13 protein-coding genes are annotated in these 18,353 nt (G+C 47.1%); 1 reads left to right on the top strand and 12 read right to left on the bottom strand.

What is annotated here, in order from left to right; translation table 11 throughout:
* Nucleotides 1-161: 161 nt before the first annotated feature.
* The 3 genes from AAKU64_RS04475 to AAKU64_RS04485 form a co-directional block, all read right to left on the bottom strand.
* Nucleotides 162-1,601, bottom strand: coding sequence for a formimidoylglutamate deiminase (locus AAKU64_RS04475; RefSeq protein ID WP_354329687.1), 1,440 nt, complete (start codon nucleotides 1,599-1,601; stop codon nucleotides 162-164).
* Entirely contained in the window at nucleotides 1,523-2,389 is an 867-nt protein-coding gene (gene hutG / locus AAKU64_RS04480) for an N-formylglutamate deformylase (RefSeq protein ID WP_354329688.1), read from the bottom strand. Before hutG ends, AAKU64_RS04475 begins: the two co-directional genes overlap by 79 nt.
* 311 nt (nucleotides 2,390-2,700) lie before the next feature.
* Nucleotides 2,701-3,183: a cache domain-containing protein gene (locus AAKU64_RS04485; protein WP_354329690.1), complete on the bottom strand. Its 483-nt coding sequence runs from the start codon at nucleotides 3,181-3,183 to the stop codon at nucleotides 2,701-2,703.
* 271 nt (nucleotides 3,184-3,454) lie between these two features.
* On the opposite strand from AAKU64_RS04485, the gene AAKU64_RS04490 reads away from it, so the two are divergent.
* On the top strand, nucleotides 3,455-4,033 hold the full coding sequence (locus AAKU64_RS04490; protein WP_354329692.1) for a PilZ domain-containing protein: 579 nt from the start codon (nucleotides 3,455-3,457) through the stop codon (nucleotides 4,031-4,033).
* A 125-nt stretch (nucleotides 4,034-4,158) separates the two neighbouring features.
* Here AAKU64_RS04490 and AAKU64_RS04495 read toward each other — a convergent pair whose 3' ends face one another.
* The 9 genes from AAKU64_RS04495 to rplK all read right to left on the bottom strand — a co-directional run bounded on the left by AAKU64_RS04495 (nucleotide 4,159) and on the right by rplK (nucleotide 18,278).
* A complete protein-coding gene (locus AAKU64_RS04495) occupies nucleotides 4,159-4,845 on the bottom strand; it encodes an SPOR domain-containing protein (RefSeq protein ID WP_322120311.1) in 687 nt (228 codons plus the stop codon).
* Between the two features lie 60 nt (nucleotides 4,846-4,905).
* Nucleotides 4,906-5,748 carry a type III pantothenate kinase gene (locus tag AAKU64_RS04500; RefSeq protein ID WP_354329694.1) on the bottom strand — a complete coding sequence of 281 codons (843 nt, stop codon included), beginning with the start codon at nucleotides 5,746-5,748 and terminating at the stop codon, nucleotides 4,906-4,908.
* A gap of 105 nt (nucleotides 5,749-5,853) precedes the next feature.
* Nucleotides 5,854-6,702, bottom strand: coding sequence for a biotin--[acetyl-CoA-carboxylase] ligase (locus AAKU64_RS04505; RefSeq protein WP_354329696.1), 849 nt, complete (start codon nucleotides 6,700-6,702; stop codon nucleotides 5,854-5,856).
* A gap of 410 nt (nucleotides 6,703-7,112) precedes the next feature.
* The gene (rpoC, locus tag AAKU64_RS04510; protein WP_354329698.1) at nucleotides 7,113-11,339 is read right to left on the bottom strand and encodes a DNA-directed RNA polymerase subunit beta'; all 4,227 of its coding nucleotides are present in this window, start codon (nucleotides 11,337-11,339) and stop codon (nucleotides 7,113-7,115) included.
* A 198-nt stretch (nucleotides 11,340-11,537) separates the two neighbouring features.
* Nucleotides 11,538-15,644: a DNA-directed RNA polymerase subunit beta gene (rpoB, locus tag AAKU64_RS04515; RefSeq protein WP_322120315.1), complete on the bottom strand. Its 4,107-nt coding sequence runs from the start codon at nucleotides 15,642-15,644 to the stop codon at nucleotides 11,538-11,540.
* A 255-nt stretch (nucleotides 15,645-15,899) separates the two neighbouring features.
* Nucleotides 15,900-16,268, bottom strand: a complete 369-nt coding sequence (gene rplL / locus AAKU64_RS04520; protein WP_322120316.1) for a 50S ribosomal protein L7/L12 — start codon at nucleotides 16,266-16,268, stop codon at nucleotides 15,900-15,902.
* Nucleotides 16,269-16,318: 50 nt separating this feature from the next.
* Nucleotides 16,319-16,855 carry a 50S ribosomal protein L10 gene (rplJ, locus tag AAKU64_RS04525; protein ID WP_323492395.1) on the bottom strand — a complete coding sequence of 179 codons (537 nt, stop codon included), beginning with the start codon at nucleotides 16,853-16,855 and terminating at the stop codon, nucleotides 16,319-16,321.
* A gap of 296 nt (nucleotides 16,856-17,151) precedes the next feature.
* Nucleotides 17,152-17,847 (bottom strand): 50S ribosomal protein L1, encoded by a 696-nt coding sequence (gene rplA, locus AAKU64_RS04530; RefSeq protein WP_354329701.1) that lies wholly within the window; start codon nucleotides 17,845-17,847, stop codon nucleotides 17,152-17,154.
* A complete protein-coding gene (rplK, locus tag AAKU64_RS04535; protein ID WP_186886082.1) occupies nucleotides 17,847-18,278 on the bottom strand; it encodes a 50S ribosomal protein L11 in 432 nt (143 codons plus the stop codon). The genes rplA and rplK overlap by 1 nt, the downstream gene beginning before the upstream one ends.
* Between the last annotated feature and the right edge of the window lie 75 nt (nucleotides 18,279-18,353).

Raw genomic sequence — 18,353 nt, forward strand, 5'->3', positions numbered from 1 at the left:
ATCAATATTGAATTATTAATACTAGCACTGAGTATATTTTAATCGTCCAGAACAAACTTGGACAATAGCCCCCCTATTTATCAACATACTCCCAAATAAATATCATTTATTGAGATAAATAACAGGTGAACTAATGAGCGTACCCCACCTGTATTTTCTCCTTAAGACTGCCGCAACACCCGCATACAATCGGCATACCCACCCTGAATACGATCTTGCTCCACATGCCGTCGGTGCTGCACTACCGGGCGACCGCCAACACGCACATCACGCACCAGATTATCGTTGCCTGCAAAAATCCAGGTATTGAGTAAATCTGCCACTGGCAAGCCTTGCAGATTAGGATGCTGATCATCCAGCACTAACATATCAGCCCGTTTACCAATCGCGAGTTGGCCAACCTGGCGACCGGATGCCTGCGCTCCGCCTTGCAAACTGGCATGCCATAAAAAATCACCAACGCGGCGCTGCCCAGCTTGACTGGCGATATTGCGGCCTTGCAGCCGCAGCCGCTGACCGTATTCCAGCCAGCGCAATTCCTCGATGGGACTTTGCGAAGCGTGACTATCGCTGCCGATGCCAAAGCGACCTTGCGCAGCAATGTAATCCGGCAGATCAAAAAATCCGTCACCCAAATTACCCTCTGTCGTTGTGCAGATACCCGCGACGGCCTTGCTGGCTGCAACCGCTGCTAGCTCAGCTTTGTCCAGATGGGTGGCATGCACCAGACACCAGCGATGATCGACTTGCTGGGTGTCCAACAACAACTGCACTGGTCGTTTGCCGCTGTGCGCAATACAGGCATCGACTTCTCTCTGTTGTTCAGCTATGTGAATATGAATTGGCCTGTTCGCTGGCAAAGCAGCCACTAATTCCTTGATCTGTGCCACGTTAGCAGCGCGTAGCGAATGGGGTGCCACACCGACCTCAACCTGACCATTGCGCGCGGTTTCTAACTGACTGATCAGTTGCAAAATCTGCTCGGTATTGGTAGAGAAACAACGCTGATCATGCCGCAACGGGACGTCACCAAAATCGGCAAAGCTATATAGCACCGGCAACATACTGATTCCCATGCCGGTAGTATGTGCGGCAGCAATCACGCGTTGCGCGGTCTCTGCCATGTTGGCATAAAACCCGCCGTCAAGCGCGCGATGCAGATAGTGAAATTCGCACACGCTGGTATACCCATGGCGCAGGCATTCCATATACAGCTGGGCGGCAATCGCCTCCATCTGTTCAGGCGTGATTTGCAACGCCATGCGATACATCAGGTCACGCCAGGTCCAGAAACTATCAGGTCCCTCGCCTGCGATTTCGGTCATACCCGCCATTGCACGCTGGAAGGCATGAGAATGCAAATTGATCATACCAGGCAGGACAAATTCTTCCTGTACCTCGTGTGCGTCAGGCGTCGCATCACAAATGACTTCTGTAAGATCACCGTCTGCACCCCAACTCAATCTGACGTTCTTGGCCCAACCATCAGCAAGATAAGCATTGCGGGCAAATAAAGTAGCACTCAAGACTGCACCATGCTGGTTGAAGTAGTCGGATTCGCCTGAGGTTTTAATTGAAAGTGCGATTGCTGTTGTGCCCATTCCAGGCAGGTTGTGAGTAACTGGCGCAGTAATGGCTGCACTTGTGCCGCCAGATCGGGGCGATAGGCGTATGGCGCTGGCTCATCCATGTAGATGCACTGGCTCATCTCTAGCTGCACTGCATGGACACCATCATGCGGCTGACCATAATTACGGGTGATGTAACCGCCTTTAAAGCGACCATTAAATATATGACTATAAGTTTGCGCCTCTGCTGACGTTTGCAGGCAATGCATCAGCGCTTGCTGCAAACCGGGATCACAGGATCTTTGATCTGCGGTACCAAAATTCAGATCAGATAATTTGCCTTGAAAAAACCGCGGGACTTGCGACGCAATCGAATGAGCATCCCACAAAATCACTGTCCCAAACTGCGCACGCAAGCGGTCCAGCTCTTGCTGCAATTGATCGTGATACGGCTGCCAGTAAGTCGCAATGCGTCGTTGCACTTCTGCCGCATCGGGCGTTTTACCTGCGGGATATAAAGCTTGTTTGGTAAAGGTATCGACCGGGCACAAGCCCGTTGTATCCAGCCCCGGGTACAGATTACTGTCATCGCGGGAACGATTCAGATCAATCACGTAGCGCGAGTAATCGGCATGGATTACCGATGCGCCTAAGTCTTGTGCCATGTTGTAGAGCAAGGGCAAATGCCAGTCGGTATCGGCTTTATCAAAAGCCACAGACTCTAACTGGGCGCTGACTTCGGGCGGGATGTTGGTGCCGACATGCGGCATAGAAATCAATAAAGGCACACTGCCTTGCTGGAAATGGAATACGGGTTGCATGATGAACTTCTTTTGAAAAAAACTCTCAGGTGTATCGTAATTTTAGTGACTTATTGCTGCCGGGATTGTTGTAGCTACGTTTTTAGGTATTGAAGTCGTCTAAAAACTTTTTAATGAGATCTGATCATCAGTAGGGTGCGCCATGCGCACCGGCATACTGTTCGTTACGGTTTGCTACGGATTACCGCGGTACACATAGCGCATCCTGCTACAGCAAGTAGATTAAACGGTTTTTAGAAAGTCAAATGGATCGTCCAATCGTTCTGCGGCTTAGCAGAGGTTTTCCTTCTACAAGCCGCAGAAGTATTGGACTATCCTTTATAAATTCCACAGGCGAAATAAAGATCGTCGACTCGTTCTACGTAGGTGCTTTTTTGCTCTAAGACTTTGGTGATCGGGTTTGGCCACTTGTAGTCAACCCAGCCTTTACCTTCTTTGCTGGCGGCGACTTCCGTCATTTTACGGACGAAAAAAACGCCGTCCACATCTTTCAACTCACCTAAATTTTTACCGATCAATTTAGGGTTAGCGCCATGTGCCAGCGTCGGACCACCGCCTTTGACCGTGCCGGCAAAGATGTACAAATCTTTCACCAGAAATTGTCCTTTGGGATCATTGATCTCGGCAAATGTTTTCTCTTTACCATTAGCTTTGTAATAGGCGATTACCTTCTTCACCAGATCGGTTGCCTCTTGCGCGCTGCCGTGCTCGACAGCCAAGGCGGTACCGGTAAATGAGATGGCAAATAAACCGGCGAATACGGTCGCTACCAACATTTTGATGAATGCTTTCATATTGTCTCCTGTTATATTATTAGAGTTGCCACAGAATTATTGAAAAAAACTGTTGGCGGTTTTAGCATAATCCATCCTTAAGTCAGACACAAACTACTTATGCATGAATTAGAACAACACGACATGTTAGAGACGGCAGAAGTTGTACTGTCTGTTACAACCCAAATGTAACAATGGATGGTTAATGCGCTTATAATTTTTAGGTAACTTTCTAAGACGTATTTAGGTTTTAACCTCAAGTTTTAATATCGAGTTTTAATAGATCGCCCCTATGAAAAATCCAGATAGCGACCAACCTGCGCAAGACCAGTCAGACCTTGTCGAAGACGAACTGGACAACGTGGATGGCGAGCCTCTGCAAGAGGCTAAGAATGCGTTGTCGGATGCTTCAGCGGATACTTCATCAAGTGAGCCATCAAGTGGGCAGACAAGCGCGCCCTCCAACTTCGCTCCCATCTCTATTTCGACCAGGCTGCCCCGGGCCAACAATCGCATTTATAAACGTTATTTAGTTAAATGGCGCATGGCGATTGTGTATGAAGGTGGCATGGGCAAAAAGACTTTCCATGGACGCGTCAACGAGATATCGCTGGGAGGTTTGAGTATCCATTGCGATCACAATGTCTTTTATGAGGGTAAAGTGATTTTGCTATTGGCATTGCCGCCGCTGAATGCAGGCACTAAAGAGAAGATTCTGGAAATTAGTTGCCGCATGAATTACACCATCTTGTCGCAAAAATTATTTCGCATCGGTCTGGAGTTTGTGGATTTCCGGAGCGGCGATAAAAAATTGCTGGAAGAGAGGCTAGAGATTAGCAATGCGGGTGGAATTTCGTACTCAGAAATGTGAGTTTGAACCGAATCAAGCCTCACGTTTTTAGCGCCAGCTCCGTCACAAGTCCCACAACACTCTTACCGCCACTAATTAGCCGGTAAGAGCGTGCCTCATCAGCTTAGTTTCTGCTTGGTTTTTGCTTAATTTTTACTATATGCCGTGGATTGGCAGTTGCGTACATCTTGCTCTGAAAAGTCGAGTTTGATGATATCAAAACGGGCTTTTTCTTCTGCACTGAGCGCACGTAATTGGTAAGCAAATTTATTAGTAGTGAGGGTACGTGCGCCAATGCGGGCGCTGTGTACGCCTTTATTGCTGAGTTTATTCAAATGCGCTTTGGCTGCATCTTCGGTTTTAAATACGCCGAGTGAAATACCAAATCGCAGATTTGATTGATCCACCACAATGAAAAAATCGGTGATGCCAAGACGACGTAATTCACCGGCTTTTTTGTCGGCACCATCTTTGCTGCCTTGGGATGGAATAAATACCATATAGGTCACGGTATCTGCATCGACCACATTAATACGTGATTGACGATCACCGAGCGCCAAGGTTTTTAGTTTGTCTTCAATCTTGCTTGCATCTGCTTGTAAAAAATTACCGATTTGCAGACAAGCCTGCACATCATTTTTTCGCTCCTCGGGCACTTGCGCGGGTGCCAGCGCCAGGCTGGCAGAGATTACATGCAACTGATCGCTGTTCAGTTGCTTAACCATTCTTTGCGGCTCATGGGCATCCATGTCCCAGTTACCAAGATAGCCTAGATTGAAGGCGATTAAAAACGCATTCAGTATTAGCAAGCTCCAGAAAAAAAATCTCAGCATAATTTATTCATGATTAGAGGTGGATGCGGTATTTAGCTTGTTAACGGTTGACTACTCTTGCTAAAGCTGCGGTTGGCTGGAGTTGACAGTAGTGTGCATCGATGCAACTACGGCCAAACCCGTCAACACCAGATTATCCACATGCTGACAGGCAATGCCAAGATCCGGCGTCAAATGAGGAAGAAGATAAGTTGCAGCACCGCCTGAAATGAGACAAGTCACCGGCGTATTTTGTAAAGCCTGCCAGCGTGCAACGGCGCGTTCTAAAGCACCGACCTGGGCATTAATGCAGCCGCTGACTATCGCAGACTCAGTGTTATCGGCGAATAAATTTATCAGCGAAATACTCTCTGCAACTTGGGGCAATTGCGCGGTATTTTTTGCTAATGACTGCGCCATTAGTTTTAAACCGGGCAAAATCATCCCGCCGTGAAACACGCCATCGGCGCTCAGCGCATCTATGGTCGTCGCAGTGCCGCATGTGGCAACAATGAGCGATTGCTGCGGATACAAGGCATGCGCCGCAATGGCAGTGGTAAAACGATCGCAACCTAATTGTGCTGGATTGCGATAGCCGTTTTTAACCCCGGCAACTTGTGCTGCCGAAGCAAAAAATTCGGGCACGAGCTTGAAGCTTGCTAACGAAAACGCTTGCTCCAGATAATTGATTAAAGTCGCTTTGAAGTCACTACCAGCAACATTAGAAATCACAATACGATTGATCAATATGCCCTGCGCTGCAAGCACTTTCCAAGCAGTAGGTAATTGGTCTGACTCAGCGTGACTGACAGAATCAAACAGCAACCATACCGGTACCGCACGCAAGGGCAAGTCAGTCAAACCGGATTCGGCAAGCACTGCCCATTTGATGCGGGTATTTCCGGCGTCGATTAATAGCAACATGCAGGCGTTTTCCTCAATCTACTGTTTGTGGTGGCATTTTGTTTCAGACGCCTTGGTTCAGCTGCTTTGGTTTTTAGGACTAGCACTCTTTACGTTCTGTATTTTTTATGGAACCGGACGCAAGGATACATCACCTGCCACGACCGTCACCTGCCCTTGCTCGGTTTGTAATACTAGACAACCCGTTGCATCTACGCCCAATGCGATCCCCGCATGCCGTTGCTCACCGCCATCCAGTATCAACACATTTTGCTGCGCATAAGCATGCAGCGCATTCCAGCGTGCGGCAAAGGCTGAAAAACCGTGTTGCTGGAATTGTTCTAAGGCCTTTGCCAGCGCATTAAGCAGATGCGCCATCAGTAAGTTTCTGTCCATTTGTGCCAGCCATGGTGCATCGGCCACGGCTTGCCCAATCTCGGCTTCCAGCGCCTCGGGCACGCGCAAGTTAAGGCCTATGCCGATCACCGCCCACATCGCGTCGTCATTGGTGCTGGCGGTTTCTATCAATATGCCGGCCAGCTTTTTTTTGTCTTTGAGTATGTCATTTGGCCATTTCAACTGCACCGGCACACCCAGGCTCAACAAAACCTCTGCTACTGCGGTACCAACTGCTAACGGCAAGCCAGATAAACTTTGTGCACTGCCAGCTTGTACACCACGTTTAAAACGCCACGCCAAAGAGAATGTCAACACGCCGCCGGGTGCTGAATGCCAGACACGACCAGCACGTCCGCGACCTGCTGTCTGACGTTCTGCAATCCTAAGCAATGGCGCTTGCAAGTCGCCTAAGCGCGCCATCAAATCAGCATTGGTTGAGCCGGTTTCAGCTACGACCTCAACATCTACCTGCACGCCATACTGATCGCGCAGAGGCAAAATCTGGTTGGTACTTAATGGGCTGAATGTGCTGAGTGTGCCGGGTGTACCGGGTGTACTTGTGATTGTTGTTGTCATACGGATAGGACTGCGTGATTTAAAAAATGCTTTATTGGTCAATAAGAGCCAGAGCTTAAAAACCGATCAAAAAAATAGACGAATACAGCCAGAAAAGCGAAAGAGTTTTTCTGAATAAAACAATATACTCCCCCTCATTTTTCATAAAAATGACTGATTGTCCAAGATTTATAAGGACAACTTAAAATACTCATTACCAGTATATTAAATTTACGACTAACAGCTTAGATAGATTTTACAGATAATTAAGTATTCATATCAAACTTCGCCTGGCTTGCTCGTGGCGCATTTGCATGCAAATTTCTAAACAATTTACAAAATAAAAACGGCACCGGAGACTAGCTGCGGTGCCGTTTTTTGCAATTACATTGCCTTAGCTTGCCTGCAAATGATGCATGCCTAGCATTAGATTACGCTTCGCCGTCGGCTGCATCCGTTGTTGCCGTTTCTGGCATTGGCGCGAATGCTGCTTTTTCTGCTTGCAACAAGGCTGTGCGTTCATCGGCTTCCCAAGTTTCTTTCAACTTGCGAGCGCGGTGGAATGCCAAACCTGTACCGGCAGGAATCAAACGACCCACGATGACGTTTTCTTTCAGGCCGCGCAGGGTATCTTTCTTGCCCATAATCGCTGCTTCTGTCAGAACACGTGTAGTTTCCTGGAAGGACGCTGCCGAGATGAAAGAATCTGTCGACAAGGATGCTTTAGTGATACCGAGCAAGATATTTTCATATGTCGCAGGGATACCGCCAGCAGCAGCAACTCTATCGTTTTCACCTAACAAATCAGAACGCTCAACTTGCTCACCGATGATGTAGTTTGCATCGCCTGGGTTAACCACAACAACGCGACGCAACATCTGACGTACGATCACTTCAATGTGCTTGTCATTGATCTTAACGCCTTGCAAACGGTACACGTCCTGAACTTCATCAACGATGTAACGTGCCAGCGCTTCGATACCCAACAAACGCAGAATGTCTTGTGGATCGGCCGGGCCGTCAACAATCATCTCACCTTTGTTCACAACTTGACCGTCATGTACCAGGACTTGTTTGTCTTTGGTGATCAGGAACTCGTGTTTCTCGCCGTCCATGTCGGTGATTTCCAGACGTTGCTTACCTTTGGTTTCCTTACCAAAAGCAACTGTACCTGTGACTTCAGCCAACATACCTGCATCTTTTGGCGAACGTGCTTCAAACAACTCAGCAACGCGTGGCAGACCACCGGTAATATCACGAGTCTTTTGTGATTCAGTCGGGATACGTGCCAATACTTCACCAACGTGAACTTGCTGACCATCTTTGACCGTAATCAGAGCACCGACTTGGAAGCCGATCGTTACTGCGTGCTCGGTACCAGAGATCTTAACTTCTTCACCTTGTTCGTTCAACAGTTTGACCTGTGGACGAACAGCCTTGCCTGCAGTACCGCGACGTTTTGCATCGATTGCAACCAGTGTAGACAAACCAGTGACATCATCGACTTGTCTGGCAACGGTAACGCCTTCTTCGACGTTTTCAAACTTCACAGTACCGGTGTATTCAGTAATGATAGGACGTGTCAGTGGGTCCCAAGTCGCCAATGCTGTACCAGCTTTGATGACCATACCATCTTTAACGATCAATGTTGCACCGTAAGGTACTTTATGACGTTCGCGCTCGCGACCGTGGTCATCCGTGATCAAGACTTCGCCAGAACGGGAAATCACAATCTGGTCGCCCTTACCATTAGTCACATAACGCATGGTGACGGTGAAACGAATCGTACCGTTGGACTTAGCTTCAACAGAAGACGCAATCGCTGCACGAGATGCGGCACCACCGATGTGGAAGGTGCGCATTGTCAACTGAGTACCTGGCTCACCAATCGACTGAGCAGCGATAACACCAACTGCTTCTCCCGCATTGACCATAGAACCACGACCGAGGTCACGGCCGTAACACATTGCGCACAAACCGTAGCGTGTGTCGCATGTCAGTGGCGTACGTACCTTGACTTCGTCGATACCCAGACGTTCGATCTCTTCTACAGCGTTTTCATCCAACAAGGTACCTGCGTCGTACAAATTGGCTTGTGTTTCTGGATTGACGATATCATTAGCTGCAACACGACCCAAAATCAGGTCACGCAAAGGCACGTTGACTTCACCGCCTTCAACAATCGCTTTCATTGACGCACCGTTGGCTGTACCGCAATCATCTTCGATCACGACCAGATCTTGGGTAACGTCAACCAGACGACGTGTCAGGTAACCGGAGTTCGCTGTCTTCAAAGCGGTATCGGCCAGACCTTTACGTGCACCGTGAGTGGAAATAAAGTATTGCAACACGTTCAGACCTTCGCGGAAGTTCGCGGTGATCGGTGTTTCAATAATAGAACCATCCGGTTTCGCCATCAGTCCGCGCATACCTGCTAACTGACGAATCTGCGCAGCAGAACCACGCGCACCGGAGTCAGCCATCATATAAATGGCGTTGAAAGATTCCTGCGTACCTTTAGTACCATCGCGGCGAATAACGTCTTCTACCTTGAGTTGATCCATCATGGCTTTACCGACTTCATCACCGGTCTTGCCCCAGATATCGACAACCTTGTTATAACGCTCACCAGCAGTTACCAGACCAGACGCATATTGCTGCTCGATCTGTTTCACTTCATGCTCAGCCGCTGCAATCAATGTGACTTTTTGTGGCGGTACCAACATATCATCGATACAGATAGAAATACCAGCGCGTGTCGCGAGGCGGAAACCCATTTGCATCAATTGATCAGCAAATACGACCGTTGCGCGCAGACCGCACTTACGGAAAGACGTATCGATCAGTTTGGAGATTTCTTTTTTCTTTAACGCACGATTAAGTACGGTGAACGGCAAACCTTTTGGCAAAATTTCTGACAAAATTGCGCGACCAACCGTGGTTTCGTAACGTTTGATCGTTTTAACGAATTCACCCGTTTCCAGATCTTTTGGAAATTCTGTAATACGCACGGTGATACGTGTGCTAAGTTCGACTTCCTTGTTGTCCCAGGCGCGGATCGCTTCTGAAACATCAGGGAACATCATGCCCTCGCCCTTACCGTTAATTTTTTCACGGGAAGCGTAGTACAGGCCCAATACGATATCTTGCGAAGGTACGATAGACGGTTCGCCGTTAGACGGGAACAGAATATTGTTGGATGCCAGCATCAGTGTGCGGGCTTCCATTTGTGCTTCGATCGACAAAGGAACGTGAACCGCCATTTGATCGCCGTCAAAGTCGGCATTGAATGCGGCGCAGACCAGTGGATGCAACTGGATCGCTTTACCTTCAATCAACACTGGCTCAAACGCCTGAATACCCAAACGGTGCAATGTCGGCGCACGGTTCAACATGATCGGATGTTCACGGATGACTTCTTCCAAGATATCCCAAACAACAGGCTCTTGAATCTCCACTAATTTCTTTGCTGCTTTGATCGTTGTTGCCAGACCCATCAATTCCAATTTATTGAAAATGAAAGGTTTGAACAATTCCAACGCCATCAACTTAGGCAAACCGCACTGATGCAATTTCAGTTGTGGACCAACCACGATGACTGAACGGCCAGAATAATCGACGCGCTTACCCAACAAGTTTTGACGGAAACGGCCGCCCTTACCTTTGATCATTTCAGCCAATGATTTCAGCGGACGCTTATTCGCGCCTGTCATTGCTTTACCGCGACGACCATTGTCTAACAATGAGTCGACGGCTTCTTGCAACATACGCTTTTCATTGCGGGTAATGATTTCTGGTGCGCGCAATTCCATCAGGCGCTTCAGACGATTATTACGGTTAATGACGCGACGATATAAATCGTTCAGATCGGAAGTCGCAAAACGACCGCCATCCAACGGTACCAACGGACGCAATTCTGGCGGCAATACTGGCAGTACTTCCATGATCATCCAGTCTGGCTTGATACCAGAACGTTGGAATGCTTCGAGTACTTTCAGACGCTTGGCGTACTTCTTGATCTTGGCTTCAGATTTTGATTCTTTCAGTTCAACACGCAAAGTCTCTGCATCACGGTCGATGTCGATAGAACGCAGCAATTCACGGATACCTTCGGCACCCATGAACGCCGTGAACTCATCACCATGCTCTTCATACTTAGCAGCGTAATCATCTTCCGACATGATCTGGCATTTTTTCAGCGGAGTCATACCAGGGTCGGTCACAACATAAGCTTCAAAATACAAAACACGTTCGATATCCCGCAAAGTCATATCCAGTACCATACCCAAACGGGATGGCAGTGACTTCAGGAACCAGATGTGTGCAGTTGGAGAAGCCAACTCAATATGACCCATGCGCTCACGACGCACTTTAGCCAAAGTAACTTCTACACCGCATTTTTCGCAGATAACACCGCGATGCTTCAAACGCTTGTACTTACCGCACAGGCATTCGTAATCTTTGATAGGGCCAAAAATTTTGGCGCAAAACAAACCGTCGCGCTCTGGTTTAAAAGTACGATAGTTGATGGTTTCCGGCTTTTTTACTTCGCCGTAGGACCACGAACGGATTTTCTCGGGAGACGCGAGACCAATTTTGATCGCGTCGAATTGTTCGTTAGGCTGAACTTGCTTGAATAGATCGAGCAGTGCTTTCATGTGTGTCACTCCAGTGAGGTAAACGCTAGTGCTGGATGGTACAAGAGTTTTTTGCTTAAACCCTGTTCGCATCAACGGGAGAGCCTAGGTTTTAGTTAGGTTCCGCCAATACCGGGAACAAAAAATTCTAAACGGCTATAGATACTAATGCCGTCTCTAAGTTTTTGCTCAGAGACGGCTAATACTGCTAGTTGTCGCTTAATCCCGTGAGAGATCGATATCGATACCGAGGGAGCGAATTTCTTTGACCAACACGTTGAAGGATTCCGGCATACCGGCATCAATCACGTGATCGCCCTTGACGAGATTTTCGTACACTTTGGTACGGCCATTCACGTCATCCGACTTCACTGTCAACATCTCTTGCAAGACATACGATGCGCCGTACGCTTCCAAAGCCCAAACTTCCATCTCACCGAAACGCTGACCACCGAACTGCGCTTTACCGCCGAGTGGCTGCTGAGTAACCAGAGAGTAAGGGCCAGTAGAGCGGGCATGCATCTTGTCATCAACCAAATGGTGCAATTTAAGTACGTGCATATAACCAACTGTCACGCTACGTTCAAATGCTTCACCAGTGCGACCATCATACAAAGTCACTTGGTTCTTCGAAGGTGTCATACCGAGTTGCTTAGCGATATGGTCAGGATAAGCCAAATCAAGCATGCGACGAATTTCGCCTTCATGCGCACCATCGAACACCGGTGTTGCAAAAGGAACACCGTTTTTCAGGTTACTTGTCAATTCCAAAATATCGGAATCAGAAAAACCATCGATGTCTTCTTTTTTGCCAGATTCGTTATAAATCTGTTTCAAGAAGCCACGTAGCTCTTCGATCTTCACTTTGGCTTTTAACATTTCACCGATACGCAGACCCAAACCTTTAGCTGCCCAACCCAAATGCACTTCCAGAACCTGACCAACGTTCATCCGTGATGGAACACCCAACGGGTTCAACACGATGTCGGCTGGAGTACCGTCAGCCATGTATGGCATGTCTTCGATAGGAACGATACGAGATACCACACCTTTGTTACCGTGGCGACCCGCCATCTTGTCACCAGGTTGCAGGCGACGTTTAACAGCCAGGTAAACCTTGACCATTTTTTGTACGCCAGGTGGCAGTTCATCGCCCTGTGTCAGCTTGGTACGTTTTTCTTCGAAAGCCAGATCGAACTGATGGCGTTTTTCAGCGATGGAATCTTTAATCGCTTCCAAAGCTTTAGCCGCATCATCATCTGCCGGCCGAATATCAAACCAGTGATATTTATCCAGATCAGCTAAGTATTCCTTAGTAATCTTGCTGCCTTTTGCCAATTTAGCCGGGCCGCCATTAGCGACTTTACCAATCAACATACGTTCCAGACGTTCGAAAGCATCACCTTCTACAATACGTAACTGATCATTCAAATCAAGACGATAGCGTTTCAGCTCATCATCAATAATTTGTTGAGCACGTTTGTCGCGTTGGATACCTTCACGAGTGAACACTTGAACGTCAATAACAGTACCGACCATGCCAGACGGCACACGCAGGGAGGTGTCTTTAACATCTGATGCTTTTTCACCGAAAATCGCACGCAGCAGCTTCTCTTCAGGAGTCAGTTGTGTTTCACCTTTTGGTGTTACTTTACCAACTAAAGTATCGCCAGCTGTCACTTCAGCGCCGATATAAACAATACCCGCTTCATCAAGGCGTGCTAATTGATTCTCAGCAAGATTAGAGATATCACGAGTGATTTCCTCTGCACCTAACTTGGTATCACGAGCAACAACAGATAACTCTTCGATATGAATCGATGTGTAACGATCATCAGCTACTACTTTTTCAGAGATCAGAATCGAATCTTCAAAGTTATAACCATTCCATGGCATAAATGCAACCAGCATGTTTTGACCGAGAGCCAATTCACCCAGATCGGTGGAGGCACCGTCAGCCAAAACGTCACCCTTCGCAACCATATCGCCGACTTTAACGATAGGACGTTGGTTGATATTGGTATTTTGGTTAGAACGTGTGTACTTGATCAAGTTGTAGATGTCTACACCGACTTCACCAGCTTGTGCTTCAGCATCATTCACACGAATAACGATACGACCCGCATCGATGTAATCGACTTTACCGCCACGCAATGCTTGTACTGTTGTACCAGAATCGACTGCGACAGTACGTTCGATACCTGTACCAACAAATGCTTTTTCAGGGCGCAAACAAGGAACTGCTTGACGCTGCATGTTGGCACCCATCAAGGCGCGGTTTGCATCATCGTGTTCTAGGAAAGGAATCAAAGATGCTGCGACAGAAACTACCTGACCTGTTGCGACGTCCATGTACTGGATACGCTCTGGAGAAACTAGAATCGTTTCACCCGCTTCACGAGCAGACACCAATTCATCGACTAATGTGCCAGCACCGTCAATCGTCGCATTCGCCTGAGCAATAATGTAACGACCTTCTTCAATCGCGGACAAGTAGTCAATTTGTTGCGTGATTTTACTGTCAACCACTTTACGATATGGCGTCTCTAGGAAACCATATTCATTCAAACGAGCATACAAGGCCAGTGAGTTGATCAAACCAATGTTTGGTCCCTCTGGAGTCTCGATAGGGCAAACGCGGCCATAATGAGTTGGATGAACGTCACGCACTTCAAAACCTGCACGTTCACGTGTCAAACCACCAGGTCCAAGTGCAGAGATACGGCGCTTGTGCGTGATCTCAGACAATGGGTTGGTTTGATCCATAAACTGAGACAGTTGTGAAGAACCAAAAAACTCACGAATTGCAGCAGAGATAGGCTTGGAATTGATCAAGTCATGCGGCATCAGGTTGTCGGCTTCAGCCTGACCCAGACGCTCTTTGACCGCGCGCTCAACACGCACCAGACCAGCACGGAATTGGTTTTCAGCCAACTCGCCAACACAACGAACACGACGATTACCTAAGTGATCAATATCGTCGACTTCACCGCGACCATTGCGCAGTTCCACCAAAATCTTAATCACTGCCAATACGTCTTCGTTTGACAAAGTCATCGCGCCAGTCAGCTCATCACGACCGATACGGCGGTTGAACTTCATACGACCGACAGCGGATAAATCGTAACGATCTTCGCTGTAGAACAAGCCATTGAACAGGGCTTCGACTGAATCTTCTGTTGGCGGTTCGCCTGGGCGCATCATACGATAAATTGCGACGCGAGCAGCCATCTGATCCGCTGTATCGTCAGCACGCAAAGTCTGGGAAATATAAGAACCTTGATCCAAATCGTTGGTGTACAAAGTCTGGATAGTTCCAACCTTCGCGTCGCGCAAGCGACCCATCAATTCTTCTGTCAATTCATCATTTGCATTAGCAATCACCTCACCAGTATCGCCATCGACGATATTTTTAGCTAATACGCGACCCAACAGATAATCTTCTGGAACCGATATATGCTTAATGCCAGCAACATCGATCTCACGTACATGCTTAGCATTGATACGTTTATCTTTGGCGACAATGACTTTACCGGCTTTATCAGAGATATCGAAACGTGCAACCTCGCCACGCAAACGCTCAGAAACGAATTCCATTTCAGCGCCGTCATTATGCAAAGTGAAGTTATCAAATACGAAGAAGTTTGCCAGTATCTGCTCGTTGTTCATGCCAATAGCACGCAACAAGATGGTGACCGGCATCTTGCGACGACGATCGATGCGGAAGAACAAAATATCTTTAGGATCGAACTCAAAATCTAACCATGATCCACGGTAAGGAATAATCCTTGCCGAAAATAATAATTTACCTGATGAGTGAGTCTTACCTCTGTCATGCTCAAAGAACACGCCAGGGGAACGGTGCAACTGAGAAACGATAACCCGCTCAGTACCGTTGATGACGAAAGAGCCAGTAGTCGTCATGAGTGGCAATTCACCCATATAGACTTCTTGCTCTTTCATTTCTTTAACAACTGGTTTAGTTGGCGATTCTTTATCAAGAATTACCAAACGTACCTTGGCACGTAAAGGAGATGCAAAAGTAAGACCACGCTGTTGACATTCCTTGACGTCAAAAGCAGGATCACCTAAAACATAGGATAGAAATTCAAGACGTGCGAACCCGTTATGCGACACGATCGGAAATATTGAGGTGAAGGCTGACTGCAAGCCCTCATTTTTACGAGCAGACGCTGTTTTGTCTGCCTGTAAAAAACCTAAATATGACTCGAGCTGGGTCGCCAGCAGGAACGGAACGTTGTGAACGTTAGCGCGTTTCGCGAAAGACTTACGAATGCGCTTCTTCTCAGTAAATGAGTAGTGCATGGACACTCCGTTAGTGACAAGGAAGGATGGAGAATTCAGGATTCAAAACATAATTGGTGTAACAATTACAAAAAGAAACCTCAAGTCTCAGCCCTTAACCTTATGAATTTCCAGAACAAAAAAAATACAACTGAAACGACATTATCTAAACAACATCATTACAACGACAAAGAAGCCAAAGAGGAACCTTCTCTTTCGAGAAGATTCCTGTCTTTGACTTAGGCAAATCCCAAGATCTGCCTTATTATTACAAAATTACTTAATTTCTGCTTTCGCGCCAGCATCTTCCAATTTCTTCTTAGCAGCTTCAGCATCGGCTTTAGAAACAGCTTCTTTAACTGTTTTCGGTGCGCCATCAACTACGTCTTTGGCTTCTTTCAAGCCCAAACCTGTCAATTCACGAACTGCTTTAATTACGCCAACTTTATTTGCGCCAACTTCAGTCAGAACCACGTTGAATTCTGTTTGCTCTTCTACAGCAGCAGCTGGGCCAGCGGCTGGACCAGAAGACATTGCAGCAGCAGATACGCCAAATTTTTCTTCGAATGCCTTAACCAAGTCGTTCAAGTCCATTACGGACATCGCGCCTACGGCTTCCAGGATATCGTCTTTGCTAATTGCCATTTGAAACTCCAATTTATAAATTACATTAATTCAGTATTTGACGAAAAATCTTATTCAGCAACGGCTTCAGTAACTTCTGCTACTGGTGCTGCAGGTGAATCAGATTCTTTCTTTGCTGCGAGAGCGGCCAAAGCGCGTGCGAAGCTAGATACAGGAGCCTGCATCATACCTAACACTTGCGCCAACAACACTTCACGAGCAGGAATGCTTGCCAATGCCATAACGCCAGCTTTATCTAGCGATTTACCAGCATAGTTGCCTGCCTTTACGACTAGTTTGTCATTGCTTTTTGCAAAATCTTGAACAACTTTTGCAGCTGCAACAGCATCTTCCGAGATCGCATAGATCAACGGACCAGTCATTTCAGAAGCGAGGCTTGCAAACACAGTTCCCTCAACAGCACGACGTGCAAGTGTATTTTTCAATACTCGCATGTACACACCTTGAGCACGCGCATTAGCACGTAATTGCGTCAAATGACCGACCTGGATACCACGATATTCAGCTACGACGATTGTCTGAGCAGTTGCTACTTTTGCAGAGACTTCAGCGACGACGGCTTTTTTATCATTCAGATTGAGACTCACGGTCAACCTCCAATTATGATACTCAGTCTTCACATCAGGATGATGTGTCTCCCTCATATCGTTTCGAACACGGCGTCCGAAGTTAGGAGTTTTACTGGATTAACAGTATGTAACTACAAAACTTATCCGGGTACACCATCTGCGTTGGGTACTTGAGATTACTCTCTTGCGATTTAACTTAACTTATTAGAAATAAATTAAGCCCAACGGTCTTTGACACTCTGACTAATTAAAATTTATTAGCCAGCCCAAAGATTGGCCGTACATCTTTATCAATGTACGGACTTAATTCTTGATTAACCTGCCAGATTGCTATGGTCAACGCGTACACCAGCACCCATTGTGGATGACAGAGAAATCTTACGCAGATAAACACCCTTGCTGGAAGCTGGCTTCGCTTTATTCAATGCTTCAACTAAAGCTACCAAGTTTGCCTTCAGATCACCATCAGCGAAAGATTTACGACCGATAGTTGAATGGATAATACCTGCTTTATCTGTACGGTATTGAACTTGACCTGCCTTTGCATTTTTAACTGCTGTCGCAACGTCTGGAGTCACAGTACCAACTTTTGGATTAGGCATTAAACCACGTGGACCTAAAATCTGACCTAAAGTACCAACGATACGCATGGTATCTGGAGATGCAATAACGATGTCGAACGGCATATCGCCTGCTTTAATACGCTCAGCCAAATCTTCCATACCAACGATATCAGCGCCTGCAGCTTTTGCTTCTTCAGCCTTAGCACCTTGAGCAAATACCGCAACGCGGACTGTTTTACCAGTGCCGGAAGGCAATACAACTGAACCACGAACTACTTGATCTGATTTCTTTGGATCAACACCAAGTTGGATCGAAACGTCGATGGATTCATTGAACTTTGCTGTTGCGCATTCTTTGATCAAAGTTACCGCATTATCAAAAGAGTAAACTTTTAAACGATCAACTTTGGTTTTGAGCAATTTTGCTTTTTTGGATAACTTAGCCATTACAGTCCCTCTACCGTGATACCCATGGAGCGCGCAGAACCCGCGATAGTGCGCACTGCTGCGTCCATATCAGCGGCAGTCAAATCAGCGCGTTTTGTTGTCGCGATTTCTTCTGCTTGCTTACGTGTGATGCTACCAACCTTATCAGTATGAGGCTTCGCTGAACCTTTAGTGATGCCAGCTGCTTTTTTGATCATATACGTTGCTGGAGGCGTCTTCATCACGAAAGTGAAAGACTTATCAGCAAATGCAGTGATCACAACAGGAATCGGCATACCTGGCTCTACACCTTGGGTCTGGGCGTTAAACGCCTTGCAGAATTCCATAATGTTCAAACCACGTTGACCCAAAGCTGGTCCGATTGGCGGGGATGGGTTTGCTTTACCAGCTGGCACTTGCAGCTTGATAAAACCAATAATTTTCTTTGCCATGATGGCTCCTTCATTAGTTGAGTAGTAGCGCCCGGCATAGCAGTAAATGCAGTGATGGGCTCCTCTGTTTACTGC

The sequence above is a fragment of the Undibacterium sp. GrIS 1.8 genome, from assembly GCF_040544445.1.
Classification (GTDB): domain Bacteria; phylum Pseudomonadota; class Gammaproteobacteria; order Burkholderiales; family Burkholderiaceae_D; genus Undibacterium.